18 protein-coding genes and 5 pseudogenes are annotated in these 20,088 nt (G+C 39.1%); 15 read left to right on the forward strand and 8 right to left on the reverse strand.

The window, feature by feature from the left end; translation table 11 throughout:
• Positions 1-77 precede the first annotated feature (77 nt).
• On the reverse strand, positions 78-968 hold the full coding sequence (locus LZP85_RS00765) for a ferritin family protein (RefSeq protein ID WP_234561930.1): 891 nt from the start codon (positions 966-968) through the stop codon (positions 78-80).
• Between the two features lie 215 nt (positions 969-1,183).
• Between LZP85_RS00765 and LZP85_RS00770 the strand changes: the two genes are divergently transcribed.
• The gene (locus LZP85_RS00770; RefSeq protein WP_226639423.1) at positions 1,184-2,095 is read left to right on the forward strand and encodes a hypothetical protein; all 912 of its coding nucleotides are present in this window, start codon (positions 1,184-1,186) and stop codon (positions 2,093-2,095) included.
• Between the two features lie 83 nt (positions 2,096-2,178).
• On the opposite strand, the gene LZP85_RS00775 is transcribed toward LZP85_RS00770, so the two are convergent.
• Complete coding sequence (locus LZP85_RS00775; RefSeq protein WP_025908309.1) at positions 2,179-3,177, reverse strand: tRNA dihydrouridine synthase; 999 nt, start codon at positions 3,175-3,177, stop codon at positions 2,179-2,181.
• 275 nt (positions 3,178-3,452) lie between these two features.
• Here LZP85_RS00775 and LZP85_RS00780 point away from each other — a divergent pair, with 275 nt between their 5' ends.
• Complete coding sequence (locus tag LZP85_RS00780) at positions 3,453-3,935, forward strand: glutathione peroxidase (protein ID WP_025908310.1); 483 nt, start codon at positions 3,453-3,455, stop codon at positions 3,933-3,935.
• Between the two features lie 335 nt (positions 3,936-4,270).
• On the opposite strand, the gene LZP85_RS00785 is transcribed toward LZP85_RS00780, so the two are convergent.
• Positions 4,271-5,080 carry a hypothetical protein gene (locus LZP85_RS00785; RefSeq protein ID WP_182840807.1) on the reverse strand — a complete coding sequence of 270 codons (810 nt, stop codon included), beginning with the start codon at positions 5,078-5,080 and terminating at the stop codon, positions 4,271-4,273.
• 249 nt (positions 5,081-5,329) lie between these two features.
• On the opposite strand from LZP85_RS00785, the gene LZP85_RS00790 reads away from it, so the two are divergent.
• A complete protein-coding gene (locus tag LZP85_RS00790) occupies positions 5,330-5,914 on the forward strand; it encodes an SMI1/KNR4 family protein (protein WP_206782854.1) in 585 nt (194 codons plus the stop codon).
• Positions 5,915-6,195: 281 nt separating this feature from the next.
• Here the strand turns inward: LZP85_RS00790 and LZP85_RS00795 are convergent.
• Positions 6,196-6,807 (reverse strand): annotated as a pseudogene (locus tag LZP85_RS00795) (alcohol dehydrogenase catalytic domain-containing protein); the annotation flags it as partial.
• Between the two features lie 119 nt (positions 6,808-6,926).
• Between LZP85_RS00795 and LZP85_RS00800 the strand changes: the two are divergent.
• The 11 genes and pseudogenes from LZP85_RS00800 to LZP85_RS00850 form a co-directional block, all read left to right on the forward strand.
• Positions 6,927-7,070 (forward strand): annotated as a pseudogene (locus LZP85_RS00800) (LytTR family transcriptional regulator); the annotation flags it as partial.
• Positions 7,066-7,254 (forward strand): annotated as a pseudogene (locus LZP85_RS00805) (hypothetical protein); the annotation flags it as partial. The pseudogenes LZP85_RS00800 and LZP85_RS00805, both read left to right, overlap by 5 nt.
• 239 nt (positions 7,255-7,493) lie before the next feature.
• Positions 7,494-7,778, forward strand: a complete 285-nt coding sequence (locus tag LZP85_RS00810; RefSeq protein ID WP_226639429.1) for a putative quinol monooxygenase — start codon at positions 7,494-7,496, stop codon at positions 7,776-7,778.
• Between the two features lie 219 nt (positions 7,779-7,997).
• Positions 7,998-8,345: an ArsR/SmtB family transcription factor gene (locus LZP85_RS00815; RefSeq protein ID WP_051567065.1), complete on the forward strand. Its 348-nt coding sequence runs from the start codon at positions 7,998-8,000 to the stop codon at positions 8,343-8,345.
• Positions 8,346-8,356: 11 nt separating this feature from the next.
• Positions 8,357-9,316, forward strand: a complete 960-nt coding sequence (locus LZP85_RS00820) for a TIGR03571 family LLM class oxidoreductase (RefSeq protein WP_206782856.1) — start codon at positions 8,357-8,359, stop codon at positions 9,314-9,316.
• A gap of 44 nt (positions 9,317-9,360) precedes the next feature.
• Positions 9,361-10,383 (forward strand): LLM class flavin-dependent oxidoreductase, encoded by a 1,023-nt coding sequence (locus LZP85_RS00825; RefSeq protein ID WP_226639431.1) that lies wholly within the window; start codon positions 9,361-9,363, stop codon positions 10,381-10,383.
• A 143-nt stretch (positions 10,384-10,526) separates the two neighbouring features.
• Positions 10,527-10,826: an iron-sulfur cluster assembly accessory protein gene (locus tag LZP85_RS00830; RefSeq protein ID WP_025908317.1), complete on the forward strand. Its 300-nt coding sequence runs from the start codon at positions 10,527-10,529 to the stop codon at positions 10,824-10,826.
• A 130-nt stretch (positions 10,827-10,956) separates the two neighbouring features.
• Complete coding sequence (locus LZP85_RS00835; protein ID WP_076512886.1) at positions 10,957-11,469, forward strand: cysteine protease YraA; 513 nt, start codon at positions 10,957-10,959, stop codon at positions 11,467-11,469.
• A gap of 83 nt (positions 11,470-11,552) precedes the next feature.
• Positions 11,553-12,269 (forward strand): SDR family oxidoreductase, encoded by a 717-nt coding sequence (locus LZP85_RS00840; RefSeq protein WP_061785732.1) that lies wholly within the window; start codon positions 11,553-11,555, stop codon positions 12,267-12,269.
• 198 nt (positions 12,270-12,467) lie between these two features.
• Positions 12,468-12,735: pseudogene (locus LZP85_RS00845) on the forward strand (aldo/keto reductase); the annotation flags it as partial.
• A gap of 36 nt (positions 12,736-12,771) precedes the next feature.
• Positions 12,772-13,002: pseudogene (locus tag LZP85_RS00850) on the forward strand (spore coat protein); the annotation flags it as partial.
• A 185-nt stretch (positions 13,003-13,187) separates the two neighbouring features.
• Here LZP85_RS00850 and LZP85_RS00855 read toward each other — a convergent pair.
• A complete protein-coding gene (locus LZP85_RS00855) occupies positions 13,188-14,285 on the reverse strand; it encodes an L-dopachrome tautomerase-related protein (RefSeq protein ID WP_061785733.1) in 1,098 nt (365 codons plus the stop codon).
• A gap of 432 nt (positions 14,286-14,717) precedes the next feature.
• Here LZP85_RS00855 and LZP85_RS00860 point away from each other — a divergent pair, with 432 nt between their 5' ends.
• The gene (locus LZP85_RS00860) at positions 14,718-17,522 is read left to right on the forward strand and encodes a DEAD/DEAH box helicase (protein WP_182840809.1); all 2,805 of its coding nucleotides are present in this window, start codon (positions 14,718-14,720) and stop codon (positions 17,520-17,522) included.
• A 19-nt stretch (positions 17,523-17,541) separates the two neighbouring features.
• Here the strand turns inward: LZP85_RS00860 and LZP85_RS00865 are convergent, their stop codons facing one another.
• The 3 genes from LZP85_RS00865 to LZP85_RS00875 form a co-directional block, all read right to left on the reverse strand.
• Entirely contained in the window at positions 17,542-17,937 is a 396-nt protein-coding gene (locus LZP85_RS00865; RefSeq protein ID WP_119542727.1) for a (deoxy)nucleoside triphosphate pyrophosphohydrolase, read from the reverse strand.
• Positions 17,938-18,019: 82 nt separating this feature from the next.
• Positions 18,020-18,241 (reverse strand): DUF3923 family protein, encoded by a 222-nt coding sequence (locus tag LZP85_RS00870; RefSeq protein ID WP_119542728.1) that lies wholly within the window; start codon positions 18,239-18,241, stop codon positions 18,020-18,022.
• 232 nt (positions 18,242-18,473) lie between these two features.
• Positions 18,474-19,916, reverse strand: a complete 1,443-nt coding sequence (locus LZP85_RS00875; protein WP_138117415.1) for an SNIPE associated domain-containing protein — start codon at positions 19,914-19,916, stop codon at positions 18,474-18,476.
• Positions 19,917-20,088 lie beyond the last annotated feature (172 nt).

The following is a 20,088-nucleotide window of genomic DNA, read 5'->3' on the forward strand; positions in this document are numbered from 1 at the left end:
AGCCTGTATAAGAATGATGTTCATATCAAAAAGGCTAAACTGCTGTCAGTCTAGCCTTTTGTTAGATAAATAAGCTTCTAGCCGAAGGATGCAACTCCTCTTTCGAAAGCAGCCAAATGATTTACAGATGCGTTTCGTAGCTGCGAAAAGACCATTCGTACATCACTTGGAATATCGAATGTCAAAAAGCGTTCATACATCGCGATGTTATCGATTTCTGCTTGAACACCTGCTGAATATGCGGCTTTGAGGTTTGCTGGAGTTTTGACAAGGTTTTGAGAGGTATCATCTGGAATCGGTACTTGGTAGCGATCAAATAGTGGCAGTAATGCATCAATATGGCGTAGTTCTGCTTCTTTGATTTGGACAAACGTCCGTACTGGACCAAACGTTGTAATAACGTTATTATATCTAGCCTGAGCTAGGTATCCGTCTTGAAGTGCATACGTCAGCATTTCTGATAACGATAGTGATGGTGCGTTTAATGCTCCTTTAGCACCGTAATCATCAAGCTGTCTTTGAGACGAAGAAGGCTTTGGGTTTTTCATAAAATATAAGAACCATACGGCGTGATTTTGCTCATCTGAGGCTGCACGTCGAAAACGATCTTTTACCGTAAGGTCTTGAGCTTTGTCTGAGATGTCTAAGTAAGAATCTACAGCTTCTTGCTCGTCTTTAAACGCAAACTCAATGCCATCTTTATAATTGTTGGGACATTGTTCAGTGATTTGATAAGAGGGCTGTCTTCCAGCTAACGCTATATAAATTCTGGTGAACTCTTCGAGATGTCGTTTTTCATCTTTTTGAATTTCACGTATTTTGTTGCGCTCTTCTTTTGTCGGTGCTAGTTTAGCTAACTTCTCGTAGCACGAAACAGCACTATACTCTGCGTTAATAGCTTTTTGGATAGCGCTTAAAAGCTTTGTATCTGAGGTGTTTCGATAAAAATCATGAAAATATGAATACATAGATTGTCCTCCCTGCATTTGCAATTCATACAGTTTATGTATGTAAAGCGGGCTATCGTGCATGACTATTTTCTAAGACTTAATGATTAGTTAATTCGTATGATATTCACTCTAGTCCTTAATGCCATTTTCCTGTTTTTACATATCATCCATAATTTTCAATTTGTGAATGATATAATTTTTTAGTTGAGAAAAAACGGACGAGCGAGGCGAACATGATGAAAAAATGGTTACTTGTAGCGGCTGCAAGCTTACTACTAGCAGCTTGTGGTAAAGGCGAGAGTGCAGAAGAAGCGAAAGAAACAGCGGCTACGGCAGATAAAACAGAAGAGCACGCTAGTGAGGAGAAAGCAGAAAAGGTAGAAAAAGAGACTGAAGAGGAAAATTCAAAAGAAGAAAGCTCAAAAGTGGAACTATCCCAAGAAGAGATGGACAAGCTTCGAATCCCAACAGTTCCAATTAATTCACCATATCATGAAAAAGACCATACGGAACAAGAGCTGGTTGAAAACTATATGGACGAGACGGGGAGAATTTATTTTAGCTTAACGGAAGAGCCAATCAGAACGATTGTCAGTGGTACGACATCTCCAAAAGTTTCAAACATCACGAACTATAGTGATGCGTTTATTAATCCAGTGGACAAACAAGCATATCAGCTTCAAAGTCAGGCAGAAATCGATCAGATCTATAAATTGATTTTAGCTAATCAGCCAAAGCAGCTTCAAGGAACAGACCCTTCTGAATACAGAACGTGGGAACAAGCAACGAACTTAGAGCGAGGCATGATGCAGATGCTTTATTTAGTTGGACCGACAATGAACGATATTAAAACCGCGATGGACCGTGACCTATACAATCACCCAGCGTTTGTAGTAGGACAAGAAGAGCTAGAAAAACTAGGTGCACCACTTGTTTTTGCACCAGCTCCGCAAACCCCGCTAGACTATAAGCTTTTCCAGAATATGAAAATGGTTCAAGCAATGTGGGGAGAGGTAGGTAAATTTGAAAACCCTGCTGAAAACAAAGAGGAATTTGAAAAGGTATATGCCCAAGTCAGACAAGAAACGAATAATTTATTTGTGCGCATTAACTATGCGTTAACGGAAGATGGATTTGGTGAGTAAGCAAATTTGATTTATCAAAAAACAAAAGCTGAACCTCGTGTAGGCTCAGCTTTTTGTGTTGCTATTTTTAAGTGAAACAAGCGTTACTTAATTGAGAAACCTTCGTCTTCCTTCATACCAGTTCGATCCTTGAACTCATCAAGCAAATCACGTACTTCATCAGTCGTTTCTGTGCTCATAAGTAAGTTTCGTAGCTCACTTGCGCCTCGGAATCCACGAACGTAGATTTTGAAGAAGCGACGAAGCGGTTTGAATGGGCGTGGCTCTAATTCTTTCGAATATTTATCGTGAAGATCTAGCTGCAGGCGAAGAAGATCTAATAGCTCTTCACTTGTGTGCTCTTTCTTTTCTTTTTCGAAAGCAAATGGATTGTGGAAAATTCCGCGTCCAATCATGATTCCATCAACACCGTACTTTTCCGCAAGCTCCAAGCCTTTTTGACGGTCAGGAATGTCGCCGTTAATCGTAAGAAGCGTATGAGGCGCAATTTCATCACGAAGCTTTTTGATTTCTGGGATTAGCTCCCAGTGTGCGTCCACGTCGCTCATTTCTTTTTTCGTACGAAGGTGGATAGATAGGTTAACGATATCTTGTTCTAAAATATGCTTTAACCAGTCGTACCACTCGTCGACTTTTGTATAGCCAAGGCGCGTTTTCACGCTGACAGGAAGTCCCCCAGCTTTAGCCGCTTGGATAATCTCTGCCGCAACGTCTGGACGACGAATCAAGCCAGATCCTTTTCCGTTTCCTGCAACGTTTTGTACAGGACAGCCCATGTTAATATCAATGCCTCGGAAGCCCATTTCAGCCATACCAATACTCATTTGACGGAAGTATTCAGGCTTGTCTCCCCAAATATGCGCAACGATTGGCTGCTCGTCTTCAGTGAACGTTAGGCGTCCTTTTACGCTATCTTTTCCTTTCGGATGGCAGTAGCTTTCCGTATTCGTAAACTCTGTAAAAAACACATCAGGTCGAGCTGCTTCTGTCACCACGTGACGGAACACAACATCCGTTACGGCTTCCATTGGAGCCAAAATAAAGAACGGACGAGGCAACTCATGCCAAAAATTATCTTTCATTGTATATCTAAACCCTTTCCTTAAAGGGAAACGCGTTCCCGAAATTAAAAAGTGAAATGATTGTTAGAGAGCTGATTTCTACTATAGAAGAAATTCAACCACTATATACTTTAATCGTATTAAATAAAAAGTGCAAGGGAACGAGGCATCTTGTTGTGCTGGAAATTGTTATTTAAATGGTCTTGTGGTTTCTGATGAAAAGGAAAATGATTGAATTCTCAATAAATGTTTTATAAAATTAAATAGCGCACAATATTTATTGAGGAGGAAATCGAATGGAGACTTTATACGATTTGACGGTAAAAAAGACAAATGGGGAAAAACAAGCATTAAAAGAGTATGAAGGAAAAGTAGTGCTCATTGTGAATACCGCTAGTCACTGCGGTTTGGCAGGGCAGTTTAAAGAATTACAAGAGCTATATGACAAGTACAAAGAACAAGGCTTAGAAATCTTAGGTTTTCCATGCAGTCAATTTAACAACCAAGAATTCGATAATATTAATGAAACAACGCAGTTCTGTCAGCTCAATTATGGCGTAATCTTCCCAATGTTTTCGAAGATCGACGTGAACGGAGAGAACGAAGATCCACTGTTTACGTTTTTAAAGAATCAAAAAAAGGGTCTCCTGTCCAAAAACATCAAGTGGAACTTTACAAAGTTTCTTGTTGATAAGAAAGGTAATGTATTAGAGCGCTATGCGCCAACTGTGGAGCCGAGAAAGATTGAGAAAGAAATTGTGAAGCAGTTAGCGCTGTAGAGAAAGATTAAAAGAGTTTGGGACATAACAAAATGATTGCTTCTAAAAGACGAACACTAGCTGTTCCCATCTCTTTAGTTTGTCTCAACACGTTCGTTCCATTGCGCTACGGCCACTCGCTTTCCGCGGGGAGGAACCTGAGCTTCCTCGCTGCGCTGCGGGATCTCAGTTTTCCCTCTCTTTCCCGCAGGAGTCGAGTGTCCTACGCTCCATTCCACCCTGTTTCCAACATTGTTTTCACAATCAACCAAAAAATCTGAACGATTAAAAGTTATGAACTCTCAATCGTTCAGGTATAGTAGAGGCTGAACTACTTATGTCTCGGTCTCATAATATTACTGTCCGTCCGTAAGAGGATATAGCTCATACTCCCACTGATGCGTACATTCCTCTAACATATAATATCCGCGCTCCTCGTTGCGTACAATCCGGGAGCACTGCTGTCTGGGTATTAGCCCTTCGTCACCATCGCTTACAACATCAATCCAACGCTGACCGGCTTTTTTATCATACCGGGTGATGAAATCCATCCCGTTAATGGTAATGGTCTCTCCGTCACTGTTGCTTTTTGCTTTCAGTATGAAATTGTCTATTTCCTTTGTGCTTACCGCTGATGAAGAAGAGGCTAAATACACATCTTTTGCTCCCTTCCATGAGTTAAACTGGACAATATCTTTTGAAATCCAAGTTGGGTTATGGGCTCCTAATGCTGCCTCAGCTCCTTCTTCAACAGGATATTCTGGCCCTCGAACCATAAATTCCACCGATTGATCGTCGAGAAGTTTACCAATTATTCCAAATCGTGTTTTATAAAAGTGATAAAAATACGTTGTCTCACCTAAAGTGACGTGACGATACTCAATCATAAGAGATCTTTTATCGTGGGGTGAATCAATCTTTGTGTAGCCATATTCCATGAACAAAACCATAAAACCATGTATAAATAAGGCCGGAACGCCAACGACTAGTCCTAAACCGACCCACAGCTTTTTATTAATGAAAAACAGCAAGATCATATTGATGACTAAAGGAATGACATAACCCGTTGGTTTCAAAGAGAGAAAGAAATAGCCTGATAGATGCATAGCTACTAGTCCCAAGTCCATTACGCACAGAAGAATCAGTAGCCATTTCGCTTTCGTCATTTTGTTTCCTCGTTTCTATGTATGGATTGCTTTGAAAGAGTTTGTTTAGGTTTTTTCAAACATATAGAATAATTTTAACATGTTTTTAACAAATTGTGGAAAATTGTTTAAGGATAAGGGAATTAATGATAGTTTAGAAGTATGGAGCGTGCAGTAATCTAAGCGTACGTTATAAGAGAGAAGAAAGTGCTCAAAATGAAATCAGCTTGCTCATGATAAGAGCGGCTATCGTTATAGGAGGATAAGGTAATGGACTTAGTAAATAATTTTGTAACGAGATTAAAAGCAGCGTTACCAACAGGTGATCTTGCAGAACTAAATACAGCGTGTGGTGCTACAAAAAAGGATATAGACTTACTAAAATCAACGTATCCAAATTGTCCCCAATCATTAATCACACTACTTGAAAAGATTGATGGTACATATTGGCGTAAATACGGTGAAAATGAAATTGCCGTTTATATGCTAGGTTCAGATGTTGAAGAAGGGAGATATCCGTACTATTTACTATCTACGCAGCAAATGCTCGATAGTTCAAAAGAAGAAGAGGACGTTTCGTACCTGTTGGAATACGAGGAAGACGTTGATCCTAGAATCAATCCAGACGGACTTCACCCTGAAACCTATATTCATTTTGCAGACTGTATGAATAATGGCGGAACATCAAGGCTCTATATTGACTTTAATCCTTCTCCAGAGGGGGTAAGTGGTCAAATCATTCGCTTTGTGCATGACCCGGACGAATACAAAGTGATTGCTGACAGTTTTGATGAGTATTTGCAGGGGGTTATTGATAGTGGGTTTGTTTTTTTGGAGGAAGATGAGTTATTTTAGTTATTTCGAATAGCCTAAAGAGAATGTTTAGTTTTAAGTGAATTTAAGGAATATAATAAACGCATTTATGAGATTTATATAAATAAAAATAATGTAAATATGTATGCGTACGATAAAGATTACGTGGAGATAACAGATGAAAATAGAAGGTTTTATGGTAAGTAACATGATGTCGATCATTTACGAATATATAGCATACATACAGCTAAGCCCGCCTTATAGACTGATACATAATGGGCGTGTAGACACCAAGTCTAATTTTCCCCCTTTTTGCTCAGCTTCTCTTGATGTTCAAATAAGTGAAAATCAGCACCATCGACAGCAGCAAAGGTCTCGACTACAGTAAGCCCTGCTTGTTTTGCAAGCTGAGTGGCAATGGAACCTACACCTCCGGCTGCACCAATGATCAGCAGAGCCTTTCCTTTGTTAGGGCCCGGATCTTGGGAAATAGACATTCGGGTAAATAACGCTTCCCAAGCTGTAATGGAGGTTAGGGGAAGAGCTGCGGCTTCCACAAAACTTAAGGAAACAGGTTTGCGCCCAACGATTCGTTCATCGACCAGATGGTATTCACTGTTTCCGCCTTGTCGTGCAATACTGCCAGCATAAAAAACTTCATCTCCCGGACGAAACAATGAACAGTCCGGTCCTGTCTCTTCGACGACTCCTGCTACATCCCAACCTAGAATTTTAGGAACTTCCTCAACTCTTTCCTTAGGAGCTCGTACCTTTGTATCAACAGGATTGACCGATATGGCCGCAACTTTGACCAAAATGTCATGACCCGTTGCTTTTGGTTTTTCTACAACTATGTCCACCAGGCTTTGGGGATTGTCAATTGGAAGGTAACGAGTTAATCCTACCGCCTTCATTGTATTCATGATGAACCACATCCTTTCCTTATCAGTATACCCGTTATTAGTAATGGCTTAAAATAATTACTACTAGTCTATAGTTTCTAAGCATCAGTGAAATTTAGTGTTAATATAGATGTGAATGAGGTGTTAATAGTATGGAAGATATAACCTTAAGTTCACTGCTGGACGTCGTTGGTGAATTATTTTCGGATGAAATTTCGATTGCTGTTTCTAATACAAAAGAATATATTTACTATCGGCCAAGTAAACGAATTGATTTGAAAATTAGCGCCAGAGATAAGTGAAGCTGACGATACAGGTCTTCAACGGTTTAAAAAGAATATTAATGCACAAGCACTTCCTAATGGTTATTGTCGTCTACCAATAATCGCTGGACCTTGTCCTCACGCAAATGTTTGTTTAGATTGTACGAACTTCTGTACAAGCAAACAGTTTCTAAAGGAAGTTACCAAAAATGATTAATAAGATGGATTAAAAATGCCTTGGATAAAGAATTACAAGACTACTTGAAACAAGCCTCAACTTTTTGGTTATACTAAAAAAGTTAAGAGTAAACAGTTAAAAGCTTACAAAATTGAAGCGGATAAGAGATTTAAAAGGGTATATTTTTTACACGGTGCTGGGAGGGACATAAACTCTACTGCCACGTTAAAAACTTTATAAAAGAAAGACAAACTACTCATTATTAAGGGGGGGTGAAAATGGAGCATATTGTAATTGCTGCTGTATTAAAACCAAAAGAAGGCCTGCAGGGGCAACTATTATCAAAGCTCAAAAAGGTACAAGTGGCATCAAGGGAAGAGGCAGGTTGTATAAAGTATGACTTGCACCAATCTGAAGACCAAACTTTCGCTTTATATGAAGTGTGGAAGGATGAGGAAGCGCTGGAATACCATATTCAGTCTGCTCATTATCAGGAATACAGGAACAATATTGCAGACCTTGTATCAAATAGAGAAGTGTATAAGCTGAAAATAATGGAATAAGTTCAAAGATGGAGTGGCGGAACCGTCGGAAAACCTGTTATTTGCAGGTTTTTTTAAGATGGGAACTTTTCGCCGTATCTCCTTCGAAACAAATCATTTGATTTGGAAGGACCAGATGGCTAATATATTAATATCGGGAATTACCGATTTGGCATCATGCTTTCAGATCATCTATCCAACTTCCATTGGGATAGTGATAATCAATATAGAAAGAGGCAAATGACATTGAGGCAGGAATTGGAACGCTTAAATGATGAACAAGCCGTTGAAATTTTTAAGGCATTGTCGAACCAGACGAGGGTGAGCATTCTTCAAATGTTAAAAGATCCCGACAGTCATTTTTCACCGCAAGCCCATATTATTGCTGATGAAGGATTTGAAGGCGGGGTTTGTGTAGGGGATATCCGAAGCAAGGCGGGGATTTCGCAATCCACTACTTCACAGTATTTATCGATTCTGCTGCAAAGCGGACTTGTTGAAATAAAGCGAATCGGACAATGGACGTATTATCGCCGTAATGAGGAGACGATTAAAAAGTTCGAAAAATACATTAGTACAAAAATTTAAGGAGAATTGAAGTGAGTTTATTACAGCATCGTGCATATAACAGGTTGTACCAAAAGGATAAAATGACGCTTGGTTTCGCGATTCCGACGGCAAGGATGTCCAAATATCCGATTATGGAAAATCAGCTGTCGCTTGCCCGCAAAATTGAAGACCATGGTTTCGCGGCATTGTGGCTTCGGGACGTTACGATTCAGAATTTGAATATTGATGATAATGGTCAAATGTATGATGTATGGATTTATTTGACTTATCTTGCGGCCCATACCAAGGATATTGCACTTGGGACGGCTAGTGTGGTCCTCCCTCTGCGCCATCCTGTCAGAGTTGCAAAGGAAGCATCATCTATTGACCGGTTGTTTCCCGAACGGCTGATCATGGGAGTGGCTTCAGGAGACCGGGATAAAGATTTCACAGCTTTGGGAATATCCAAGCTCGAAAGTGGAGGGCTGTTTAAAAAGAATTATGCATTCCTTGAACGGCTGTTAAAGGAGGACAGGCCGACAATCAACAGCGATTTAGGCGTCATCGATGGAACGGATATGAGAATGATCCCCAAGCCTTTTTCTTCGATTCCGACCATGGTGACAGGATTCAGCAATCAATCGATTGAATGGATCGCCCAGAATGGGGACGGCTGGATCCATTACCCGAGGATTATCCCACAACAGGCTCAATTGATTAACGAGTATCGCGAGTTGTCGGAAATTTACGCCCCAGGAGTGTTTAAACCTTTCACTCAGACTTTATTTATCGATTTATCGGAAAATCCCGATGCGTCTCCTGTTCCGATTCCTTTAGGATTTCATGTAGGGCGTAAACAGTTATTAGAAATTTTATATCAATTTCAATCCATTGGTGTCAATCACCTGGCATTTGTATTGTATTTTTCAAAGCGCCCTCCCGAGGAAGTCATACAGGAGCTTGGAGAGTTTGTGCGGCCTTACTTTCCGACTCATGAAATTCCAGTATGAGATTAGTTTTTAATAAAATTAGATAAGGGAAGAAGATGAACTTTATGTCTAAACATGCAATTAAACTAAAAGAAATTCCATTCTCGGTGCTGGATCTTTCACCGATAACAGCCGGAAGTACTCCTGCTGATTCTTTTCGCCATACATTGGAACTCGCACAGCATGCTGAAAAACTTGATTACAACCGTTTTTGGCTCGCTGAACACCACAATATGCCGTTTATCGCCAGTTCCGCCACTTCTGTGGTGATGTCCCATGTGGCAGCCGGTACATCACAAATCCGGATTGGTTCAGGAGGAATCATGCTGCCGAATCACGCTCCGCTCGTCATCGCTGAGCAGTTTGGCACTCTTGAATCCTTATATCCTGGACGAATTGACCTTGGTTTGGGGCGGGCGCCCGGTACAGATCAGGGGACCGCTCGTGCATTGAGACGCAACTTGGGAAGTACCGGAGATGACTTTCCTGAGCAATTAGCGGAACTCCGCGGTTACTTTGATCCATCCTTGGCCCAAGGAAACCCTATAAAAGCGATTCCAGGTGAAGGTTTGAATATTCCAATCTGGCTGCTAGGTTCAAGCGGCTTCAGTGCGCAGCTGGCGGGAGAACTGGGTTTGCCATTCGCGTTTGCCGCCCATTTCTCGCCACTTAACACTCTGGGTGCTCTACAGATCTATCGCAAGGCGTTTAAGCCTTCGAATGTTCTTGATAAGCCGTATGTGATGGTGGCATTGAATATCATTGCAGCAGAAACGGATAAAGAGGCAAAACTCCTTTTCACAACCCTGCAGCAGCAATTTTTGAATCTGATGAGCGGCAACCTTACGCAGCTTCAACCACCGGTAGATGACATATCCGAAGTGGCCAGCAGCTACCAATTAAAGGCTCTCGAGCAGCAATTAGGCACATCGATTGTTGGTAGCCAGCAGACGATAAAGGACAAGCTGCATACATTTTTGAAGGAGAGCCAGGCTGATGAAATCATGGCTATTGCCCAAGTTTACGACCACAAAGCTCGCCTGCATTCATACGAGCTTCTGGCAGAAATTATAAAAAGCGAAAGGTAAAAAGGAAGACATCAGCAAGGCAACCTTCTTGATGATTTTTCTAAGGCATTGAATATGGATGAAACCGTGAGATCAGGTTATGAGGTTGTTTACAGGATTCCTTAATTAAAAAGATAAAAGTTGTTAGAATAGGAGAGAATGATATGAACTGCAAAATTAACCGAAATGCTGCTAAAGTGTTGAAACAAATGTTGGAAAGTGAAGAGGCTGAAGGGAAAATGGTTCGTGTCTACGTTACATTGGACCATGGGGACCATGCCCATTATGATGTAAAACTTGATACGCCCACGGACCATGATGAAATTGTGAAAACAGACAAAGGCATTGATGTTTTACTTGATAAAAGGGAACCGTTTTTAGATGGGGTTTGGATCAAGTATTTCTATGTGCCGCAAGCAGGATTTGAAATCACGAATTCTTCAAAAATACATCACCATCATTAAACACACGACAGTGCGATACTAATTGTTTTTACACTCCCAATATACTAAACACGGTAGATTGCTTTTATTTATTGGGGTAAATGAGAATAATACCAACGATGCTTTTACAAATTTAAGGGGGCTTATCATTATGAGCAAAAAAATCGCTACACTAATAACAGACTTATTTGAAGATGTAGAATTCACAGAACCAGCACAAGCATTTAAAGATGCTGGTCATCAAGTGATCACAATCGACATACAAGCTGGAAAAGATATTACTGGTAAAAAAGGTGAAACAGTAAAAATAGATAAAGGAATTGGGGAAGTTAATCCTCAAGACTTTGATGCTTTACTAATCCCTGGCGGCTTCTCTCCTGATTTATTACGTGAAGATGACCGTTTTGGTGAATTCGCAAAAGCATTTATACAAGAAGGTAAACCTGTTTTTGCCATTTGCCATGGCCCACAAATATTAATTGATACAGACCTATTAAAAGGCGTCGACATAACAGGTTTCAAATCAATAAGGAACGATCTCAAAAATGCAGGTGCTAACTACAAAGATGAAGAAGTTGTAGTTAGCAATAATATTGTAACAAGCCGTTTTCCAGATGACATTCCTGCCTTTAATCGTGAATCCTTAAAATTATTAGCTGAATAATAAGTACTGAATAGTATCGTTTTAGAAATAAATTTCACAATGAATGATCAATACAAAAGGTTTTAAGAAGGAAGGGTTTTACTATGTCATTAAATGGTAAACGAGTAGTTGTTTTAGGGGGTACTTCTGGTATTGGTTTAGCAACTGCCAAAGCGTTTCTAGATCAATCTGCTCAAGTGATCATTGCCAGCCGTTCTGTTTCCAAATTAAATGAAGCAAAACAAGTTCTTGGTGGCAGTGTAGAAGCAATTGAAATCGATTTTCGAAGCGAAGAAAAAGCAGCAGAATTTTTCAGTAAGATTGGAAAATTTGACCACCTTGTGGTAACAGCAGGAGAAGGTGCAATGGGGCACTTTAGCGAACTGCCTGTGGCAAGTGCTAAAGAGGCGTTTGATAGTAAGTTCTGGGGGCAATATATTACTGTTCGTTCAGCACTTCCATATTTAAGCAATGAGAGCTCAATCACCTTAACCTCTGGTGTATATGGCGTTCGTCCTCCTCAAGGCGCTACTACGTTAGCGGCAATCAATTCAGCCATTGAAGGATTGGTTCGAGGACTTTCCATAGACCTAGCCCCTATTAGGGTAAACGTGGTTTCACCTGGAATTGTAGACACTCCAATTTATGCTGGAATGTCAGATGATCAGAGGCAAGCACTGTTCAACGGCATTGCACAACAGCTCCCTGTTGGACGGATTGCAAAGCCGGAAGACATAGCTGCAACCTATGTATACCTTGCTAAAAATGGTTTTACTACTGGGACGGCTGTTCTTATTGATGGTGGAGCTCACTTAGTATAATGGCCTAAATGGATGTTGAACCGAAGCTTACCACCCTACCAAGCAGCAGTTCTAACTAAAATAGAAATAAGGTAAGAATTGAGTGATTTACTGGTGGCAATACTGCAAAAGAGTATTGCCGCCTTTTTTGTTCATTAGGTACATAAAAATATACAAAAGGGAGTGTTGATTTTTAATAAGTGTACAGGACGAAAATAAATTAACGAAAATAAATTAACAAAAATAAAAAATTCCCTTGAAAGTCGTGTAGTTACATTGCCTGATGGGACTTCTCTACCGAAAATAGGACAAGGAACTTGGTACATGGGAGAAAATACTCAAATGAGAGAAAGGGAAATCACTCGGAATAGAATTAGGCATGAAACTAATAGAAACGGCAGAAATGTATGGTGATGGCGATTCTAAACGCTTAGTAGGTGAAGCAATTAAAGGACGTAGAGATGAAGCCTTTTTAGTATCAACAATTGATGGACTATCTGATTGAATGGTTGCAATGGATTAATTAATTGCAGCTAAAAGTGGAATTAGAAATTATGCGTTTGCAGTTACTGAATCAGGAACGCCTGAAGTTAAAGAGATTCTAACTCATCACTTGGTGGAAGCTCTTGATATGCATGAACAAATTTCTAGTTATATGGTAGAAAAGGGGTGGTACCACGCTTGGGATACGAACGAACAAATCAGTTTAGATTTCGATAATATTAATACAGCATTAAACTTACCTAATCTATAGAAAAGTTTTTAGGAACAGTTTAACATTGGCCAATAAAACTGTTCCTAAAAACTTTTTTTGTGAAAGGGTCGGTAATATATGAGTTTTAATATTGAAGGTAGAATCGTCAGCTAATTCCCGGGCAAAAACTAATAACCGATTAAACCTCTCCTGACGTAATGTGAAAATTATTCAACTATATTTTATTACGAAAAGGTAGGAGCAGGGAATTCATCAATTTTCATACGAAGTAAACTATAAGGCTTCTGTCGCAGATCTTTTCCATAATGAAACCGTGCCTGCCGATGTAATTGGTTCACAATGACATATAAGTATTGATCCGGCCCAATTGAAAAAGTATCTGGCCATAAAATTCTCGGATCATGAGCGATTGTTTCCATTATGCCATTCGGCAATATCTTTCGAATACTGTTGTTTTCATAGTCTCCGGCATAAATGTTTCCTTTTGCCCCAGTGATCATTCCATCAGACGCACCTTTTTCTCCCCAGTACTCCACCTGATAAAGTAAATCCATGTCAGGTATCGTTCTGTCTCTTAGAGCTTCTGTTGAGATCGAATACAAATGCCGACTGGTAAGTGGACAATAAAATAAAGTCTTTCCATCGGGAGAAATCGCTATACCATCAGACGCCAATCTAAATGGAGATGTTGAGCCATCTTTGTTTCGGTTCATCAAAATTTCACCTTCTACTTTCGGTAAAAAATAAGGGTCGGGTGAAGTTGAACTTGCTCCATTTAGCCGTCTAAACGCGTGTCCATTTTCTAAATCTACAACGATAATAGCTCCTGGTCCTTTGGAAGATGAATCTGTTATATATGCATAACCCGCTTTTCCAACACGAAAATCAAAACGGACATCATTCAGATAAGTTGTTGGCAGGACAACATCTTCTGTAAAGGTATATACTTTTCTTATTGTATTGGTTTTTAAATCAACAGCGACTAATTTTGCCTCTCCTTTAATAGGTTTAGAAAAATTCGGTGCTGCTGTGTCTAATACCCAAAGTGTTCCCCTTCCATCCGCAACAACACTTTGGACACTGATAAAAGACATTGTGGTATTACCTTGATTACCCAAATTGGTTTCTAAACTAGGATAAGGCTGCAAAGTATCCCCAACAATCTCCGCAACTGTGAATTTAACGTCGTCTCCCCATTTCGGAAAGCAAATGAAAATACGACCGGTTTCTGATACACTAAGGCCTGTGGGCATAGCCCCATAAAATACATGGACTAGTTCTAACTTACCGAAATATTTTTCCATAGGTAACATAGGTTTGATCTCCTCCTCAAAAATTTCGCATGGGATATTACCTATATATGATTTGGAATTTTTTTAGTTCCTGGTTCTTAATTGGCTAAAAAATTGTAAATTAAATCCTAACTAATCCAAGTGAAATTGTTTTTGCCTTTCTCCATTCACAATCCCCACAGGAAACTTTCCCATTTTATTTTCTTATAGTGAAAAAACATTTGAAAAAAATTCAAAGAGTCTAGCATCTAGTTAACGAGTGCTAGACTTTTTACTCTAATTTAGAAAAACCTCATTTAGATAAACCAAGGAGAACCGTATCACAAATCAAAAGAGTTAAGCAGGGCTTCTAAAGCCTTACTTTAACTCTTTTTTATTTACCAAAAACCCCTTGATCCACCCCACCTAAACCCCTAAACTAAAAGTAACAGTTTAATGGAAAAAGGTGGAGTGGTGGATTATATGGGAAATCGATTACTAGTAAACTCAAAAAACACGAATCTTCTACATGAGCTTGTGACTTCTTTGAAGGAGTGTAAGAGCTTTTATTTTAGCGTGGCCTTTATTAATTTTAGCGGGCTGCAGCTGCTTTTAGACCCTTTGAAGGAAGCGGCTAGTCGCGGTGTAGAAGGGCGTATTATTACATCGACGTATCTGAATTTTACGGAAGTGAAGGCGTTAGAGAAGATTAAAAGCTTTGATAATATTGATCTTAAGGTATTCAGCGCGGTAGAAGAAAAAGGTTTTCATACGAAGGTTTATATCTTTGAATATGAGAACGACTATAAAGTAATTATTGGTTCTGCGAATATGACGCAAAGCGCGTTGAAAAGTAATATTGAGTGGAATGTAGAGGTTGTGTCAAAGAGCGAGATGCCTTTCATTCAGGATGTTCTAAAGGAATACGAGCACTTGTGGGACATTAGTAACGAAGCAACAAGCGAATTTCTAGAGGAGTACGGGAAGTTTTTGGCTGCGTTAAAGGAAGCAGCTTACAAACCTCAAATGATTTTTGAAAAGGGTGAGTACATCAAGCCAAATAAGATGCAGCAGCGCGCAATGGAAAATCTAGAACGCCTGCGCAGTTTTGGTGAAACGAAAGCTCTAGTTATTGCGGCAACGGGTACAGGTAAGACATATATGTCGGCATTTGACGTGCAAAAAGTGAAGCCAAAGCGCCTTTTATTTATTGTGCACCGAGAAGAGATCCTTCAAAAAGCAAAAGAAACGTTTGAAACGCTGTTTGTGAACGAGGGAGTGACATTTGGCTTGTTGACGGGAAGTTCAAAAGATCAAGAAGCAGACTACTTGTTTGCGACGATTCAAATGTTAACAAAGTACTATAGTGAGTTCGAGCGAGATTCGTTTGACTATATTATTTATGATGAAGCTCACCATGCGACAAGTCCTTCTTATCAGCGAGTGATGGAATATTTCACGCCAGCATTTACCCTAGGCATGACGGCAACGCCGGAGCGAAGCGACAGCATGAACGTATTTGATTTGTTTGATAACAACGTAGGCATTGAAGTTCGTCTTCACGAAGCGCTAGAAGATCAGTTAGTCGTACCGTTTCACTACTTTGGTATTACTGATATTGAAGATGTTGATTTAAGCGGTATTGACATTGATGATATAGCTGAGGTAACCAAACGGTTAAAAGTAAATGAGCGCGTCGACTTTATTATTGAAAAGATGGAGTTTTATGGTCACGATGGCTTAACGCGTAAAACGCTTGGCTTTTGCGCTAGCATTGAACACGCTGAGTATATGGCAGAAGAGTTTAATAAGCGCGGCTACAAAAGTGAAGTGTTACATGGCGGCCATTCCATTCCCCAGCGTCAAGAGTGTATTAAGCGATTAGAAGATGATAGAGATGAATTAGAAGTCATTTTTTCAGTGGATATTTTCAATGAAGGTGTGGACATTCCGTCGGTGAATTCTGTATTAATGCTTCGTCCAACGAATTCACCAATTGTATTCATCCAGCAGCTGGGGCGCGGTTTGCGCAAGCACGCCAGCAAATCATTCTTAACAGTACTTGATTTTATCGGAAATCACAGCAAGGTCTTTTTAATTGCGCTCGCTCTAAACGGCAGCCGCTATTACGATAAGGAAAGCTTAAAGGTAGCCATCGCAAAGGGATTCCCAAGCATTCCAGGTGCTACACATATTCAAATGGATGAGATATCACGCGACCGAATTTTAGCGCAAATTGACCGTGAAAACTTCAATTCGCTGAAGTACCTGAGAGAAGAGTACAACGAATTTAAAAAATTAAATCAAGGCATAATTCCGTATTACCTGATGGACTATTTAAAGTTTGATGGAGCGCCTGACCCAGTGAAGTTTATCAATAAAGAAAAGTCATATCTTCAGTTTGTAGCGAAAACCGAAAAAGACGACCAGCTGAAAACTCTGTTACTTCATGAAGACTTTGAAAGTGCCTTTAAGGAGTTGTCTAGTAAGCTACCAATCAAGCGCGTGTACGAGTTTGTGATTTTAAAATATTTACTAAGTCATGACAAAGTTTCACTGAAGCAAGCCAATCAAGAAATCTTGAAATACGTAGAGGATGTGGAAGAAGATACGGTAAGGCACGCGTTTGAAGTATTAAATCAAGCGTACTATGATAGTGGCCAGCTTCGTTCTAAGTTAAAGCTAATTGATTTTAACGGAGAAGAAGCGGTGAGAACGGAGCGCTTTGCGAATGTTTTACATAACGACCAGTTTAAGCCGTTTATTAAAGATGCGATTGATTACGGCATTTTCCGCTACGAGAAAGAGTTTGGTAAACGAGATTACGGCGTACCGCACTTAAAGCTGTATGAACAGTACACAATGATGGACCCAGCGCTACTATCTAACTACCGGAAAACGCACAGCTCGTTTCGTGGTTCTGGCTTATTGACAAATGATAAAGAGTTTTTCTTATTTATTGATCTTCATAAGGAAGAAGATATTAAAGAAAGCATTAACTATCAGGATAAGTTCATCGATAAGCGCACGTTCCACTGGCAAACGCCAAACAGTACGACCCAAAAGTCTGAGCGAGGAAAGAATATTATTTTTAACAAAGACAGAGGTATTCACCTGCATCTATTTGTACGAAAATATCGTGAGATGGATGGTAAGACTGAACCGTTTATTTATATCGGTAAAGGAAATACGGTTGAGTACCACGGGGAAAAGCCGATTACGGTAATCTTAGAATTAGAAAATGAAATTCCAGCGTTTCTGTATACGGAGTTTACGGAAAGAGTATAGCCTTCTCATCGCGAGAAGGCTATTTCTTTTCTACTAATAGTTCAACCGCCGGAACGTCCGCCGGTGCCCAGACAAGTGAATCTAGATTTTCTTTGTTTAACCAAACAAGCTTGGCATGCTCAGTGGGCTGCGGTGTACCTTCAACAATTTCAGCTTTAATCGCAATGAGCTCAATAATAAACGTATCGTATTCATGGGTGTGTTCGTTATGTAGCTCCGTTGCTTTGATTTTACAGTGAAGCTCTTCTGCGATTTCTCTCACAATCGCAGAGTAAATATCTTCGCCTTCTTCTACTTTCCCACCAGGAAATTCCCACATGTTCGGTAGAGACATGTCGTTTGAACGGAGGGCACAGAGGACTTCATTTTGATCATTTTCAATAACGGCGGCAACAACCTTTACTTTTTTCTTCACAGTTCATTCTCCTTACAGCTGTTTTGTTTCATCATAACATAGGAGAGTGGGAGATTATAAGATCGGAATTGAGAGGTGGGTTTCATTTACTCGTTCTTACATTAACAACAAGCCACACAACTTGAATCACAAGCGGAATGACAAACGCAAGCACTAACACAACAAAGGATATAAGCTTGACCTCAGGGGTTTGAATGGCACCCGCTCCGTCCACTTTTCGCGTCCATACCATAATAGTGCCTAAAACAAATAGTACAGCCCAAAAACAGTTCGTAATCCACCAGGAGATCCATCGTTTTTTCATCATATCGCTCCTTTAATTTTTAGTATAAAACGAGGTTATTACATTAATTTCCTCCTTTATTATACAGTAATTAATTTTTATCCAATAATTAACAATTGAATTTCCGTGTTTTATTTATGCTTTTGGTATGAAGTGTATAGATGAATTTGTGAAGTCAACCTTTGTAAATATAAATAAAGAGCAAACGGAAAGCGATTTCGCTGTTTGTTTGCTCTTTTATAGTTTCGTGATATTAAGATGCTCCTTGTAAATTACCTTTACTCAAACTTATAGATTTACGATATTCCTCAGCTACCGCTAACTTCGTAAATTCTACAGTCTTATTGTGGTTTTGCTTCACAAGTTTTTCAATTTCTTGTAAGGTCACGTTGAAAAATTCTTTGCGTTCATTTACTTTATTTACTTTCTTATGAGCAAGTGCTTTGTGAAGTGCATTTTCTAAACCCGGTGCATCATCGCTGAAAATTAAAGCATGAACATCAAATAAGAATGGAACAGATGCATCACCTAGTTCTTTTACTCGATCCATAGGCTCTAATCGTCTAGTCATTCCAATTTTATATATATTTTCACCAAAAGAGCCAATATTAGAAATGATATATACATATCCAGCACGAGTATTTTGAACACGATATAAGACGTCTTCTTTATTTTGTTTGGTTTCTTCAAGTTGTGCTTCTAACTGCTTTAACTTTTCAAGAAGCGCTTCTTTTTCATGATCTTGTGATGTAGCAAGCTGTTTGTTCATTTTTTCAATAGCTTGAGCGAAGTGTTTTTCTTCTTTCTCTACCTTTTCTTTCGCTTTCTCCAATTCTTTTAAAGCACGAGCTTCTTCACGCATGCGCTCTTTAATCTCTTGCTGCTCTTCTTTTTCTTCTTGTTTCTTTTGCTCGAATTCGTATTTTAAGTATAGCTCTTGTAGTTTTAGTTCCAAGTATTCTCTCTTAATGAACACACGCTGCATATCAGTTAGCTTATTTAAATCTTCATATACTTTATGAATTCTTTTCTCACTAACTTCAATATTATTAAATTTCACTTTAGAAATGATATTGTCGCATTCGTTATTAAACGCTCGCAGGATTAATTTTATGGTATCCAAAATAAATTCTTTTCCTTTTTTCTTATCATTACCAATAGTCCAATCTAAGGAATGATTCGTAGCGGATTTTTCTGTAACCATCAGCTTCTGTTCTTTTCGAATATCATCCAACTTAGCTTTGTAAGCTTCAGAGTTCTCAAAATTATATTTTGGTTCATAAAAGCCAAATGATTGCATTAACAACTCATCTTGAACAACAATTAACTTTTCTTGAGCAGTCATTGTTTCATTAATAATGCCTTGGCATTTTAAATTAAATTCTTTAATTTTTTCTTCAATTTTTTTCTTGTCATCCACTAGAGTGGTAACGGATTGAATGTCTTCATATTCAGATAGCAAACGTTCTTTTTTCGATGTAGCTTCGTTAATATCCTTATTTAACTGTTGTAACGTAGCTTTTGCATCTAAAATTTGATCAAGATTGCTTTCTTGAAAGCGTGTTTGGAATGCTTTCCATGATTTATGACGCTGAATAATGAGAATGATTCCAACAATCGGTGGAATGATTAATAGCCAGCAAGCGAATAATACGCCAATAAACCACGCAGAGTGGTACCATTTTTCTTTATACATATTGATGCCCCCAGTTGTGTATATTCTGAACTTTTATTATGTAAATAAATTCAAAAAGTCCAGTTAATAAGTATAGCATAAAATAAAAATATATAGATAAGGTTTAATTTCCAAATAAATACATATATAGTGCATTTTAAAATAAAAATTGTAAAAATTTATAAAATTTGAT

The organism is Priestia flexa (genome assembly GCF_021441905.1).
In the GTDB taxonomy this organism is placed as follows: domain Bacteria; phylum Bacillota; class Bacilli; order Bacillales; family Bacillaceae_H; genus Priestia; species Priestia flexa.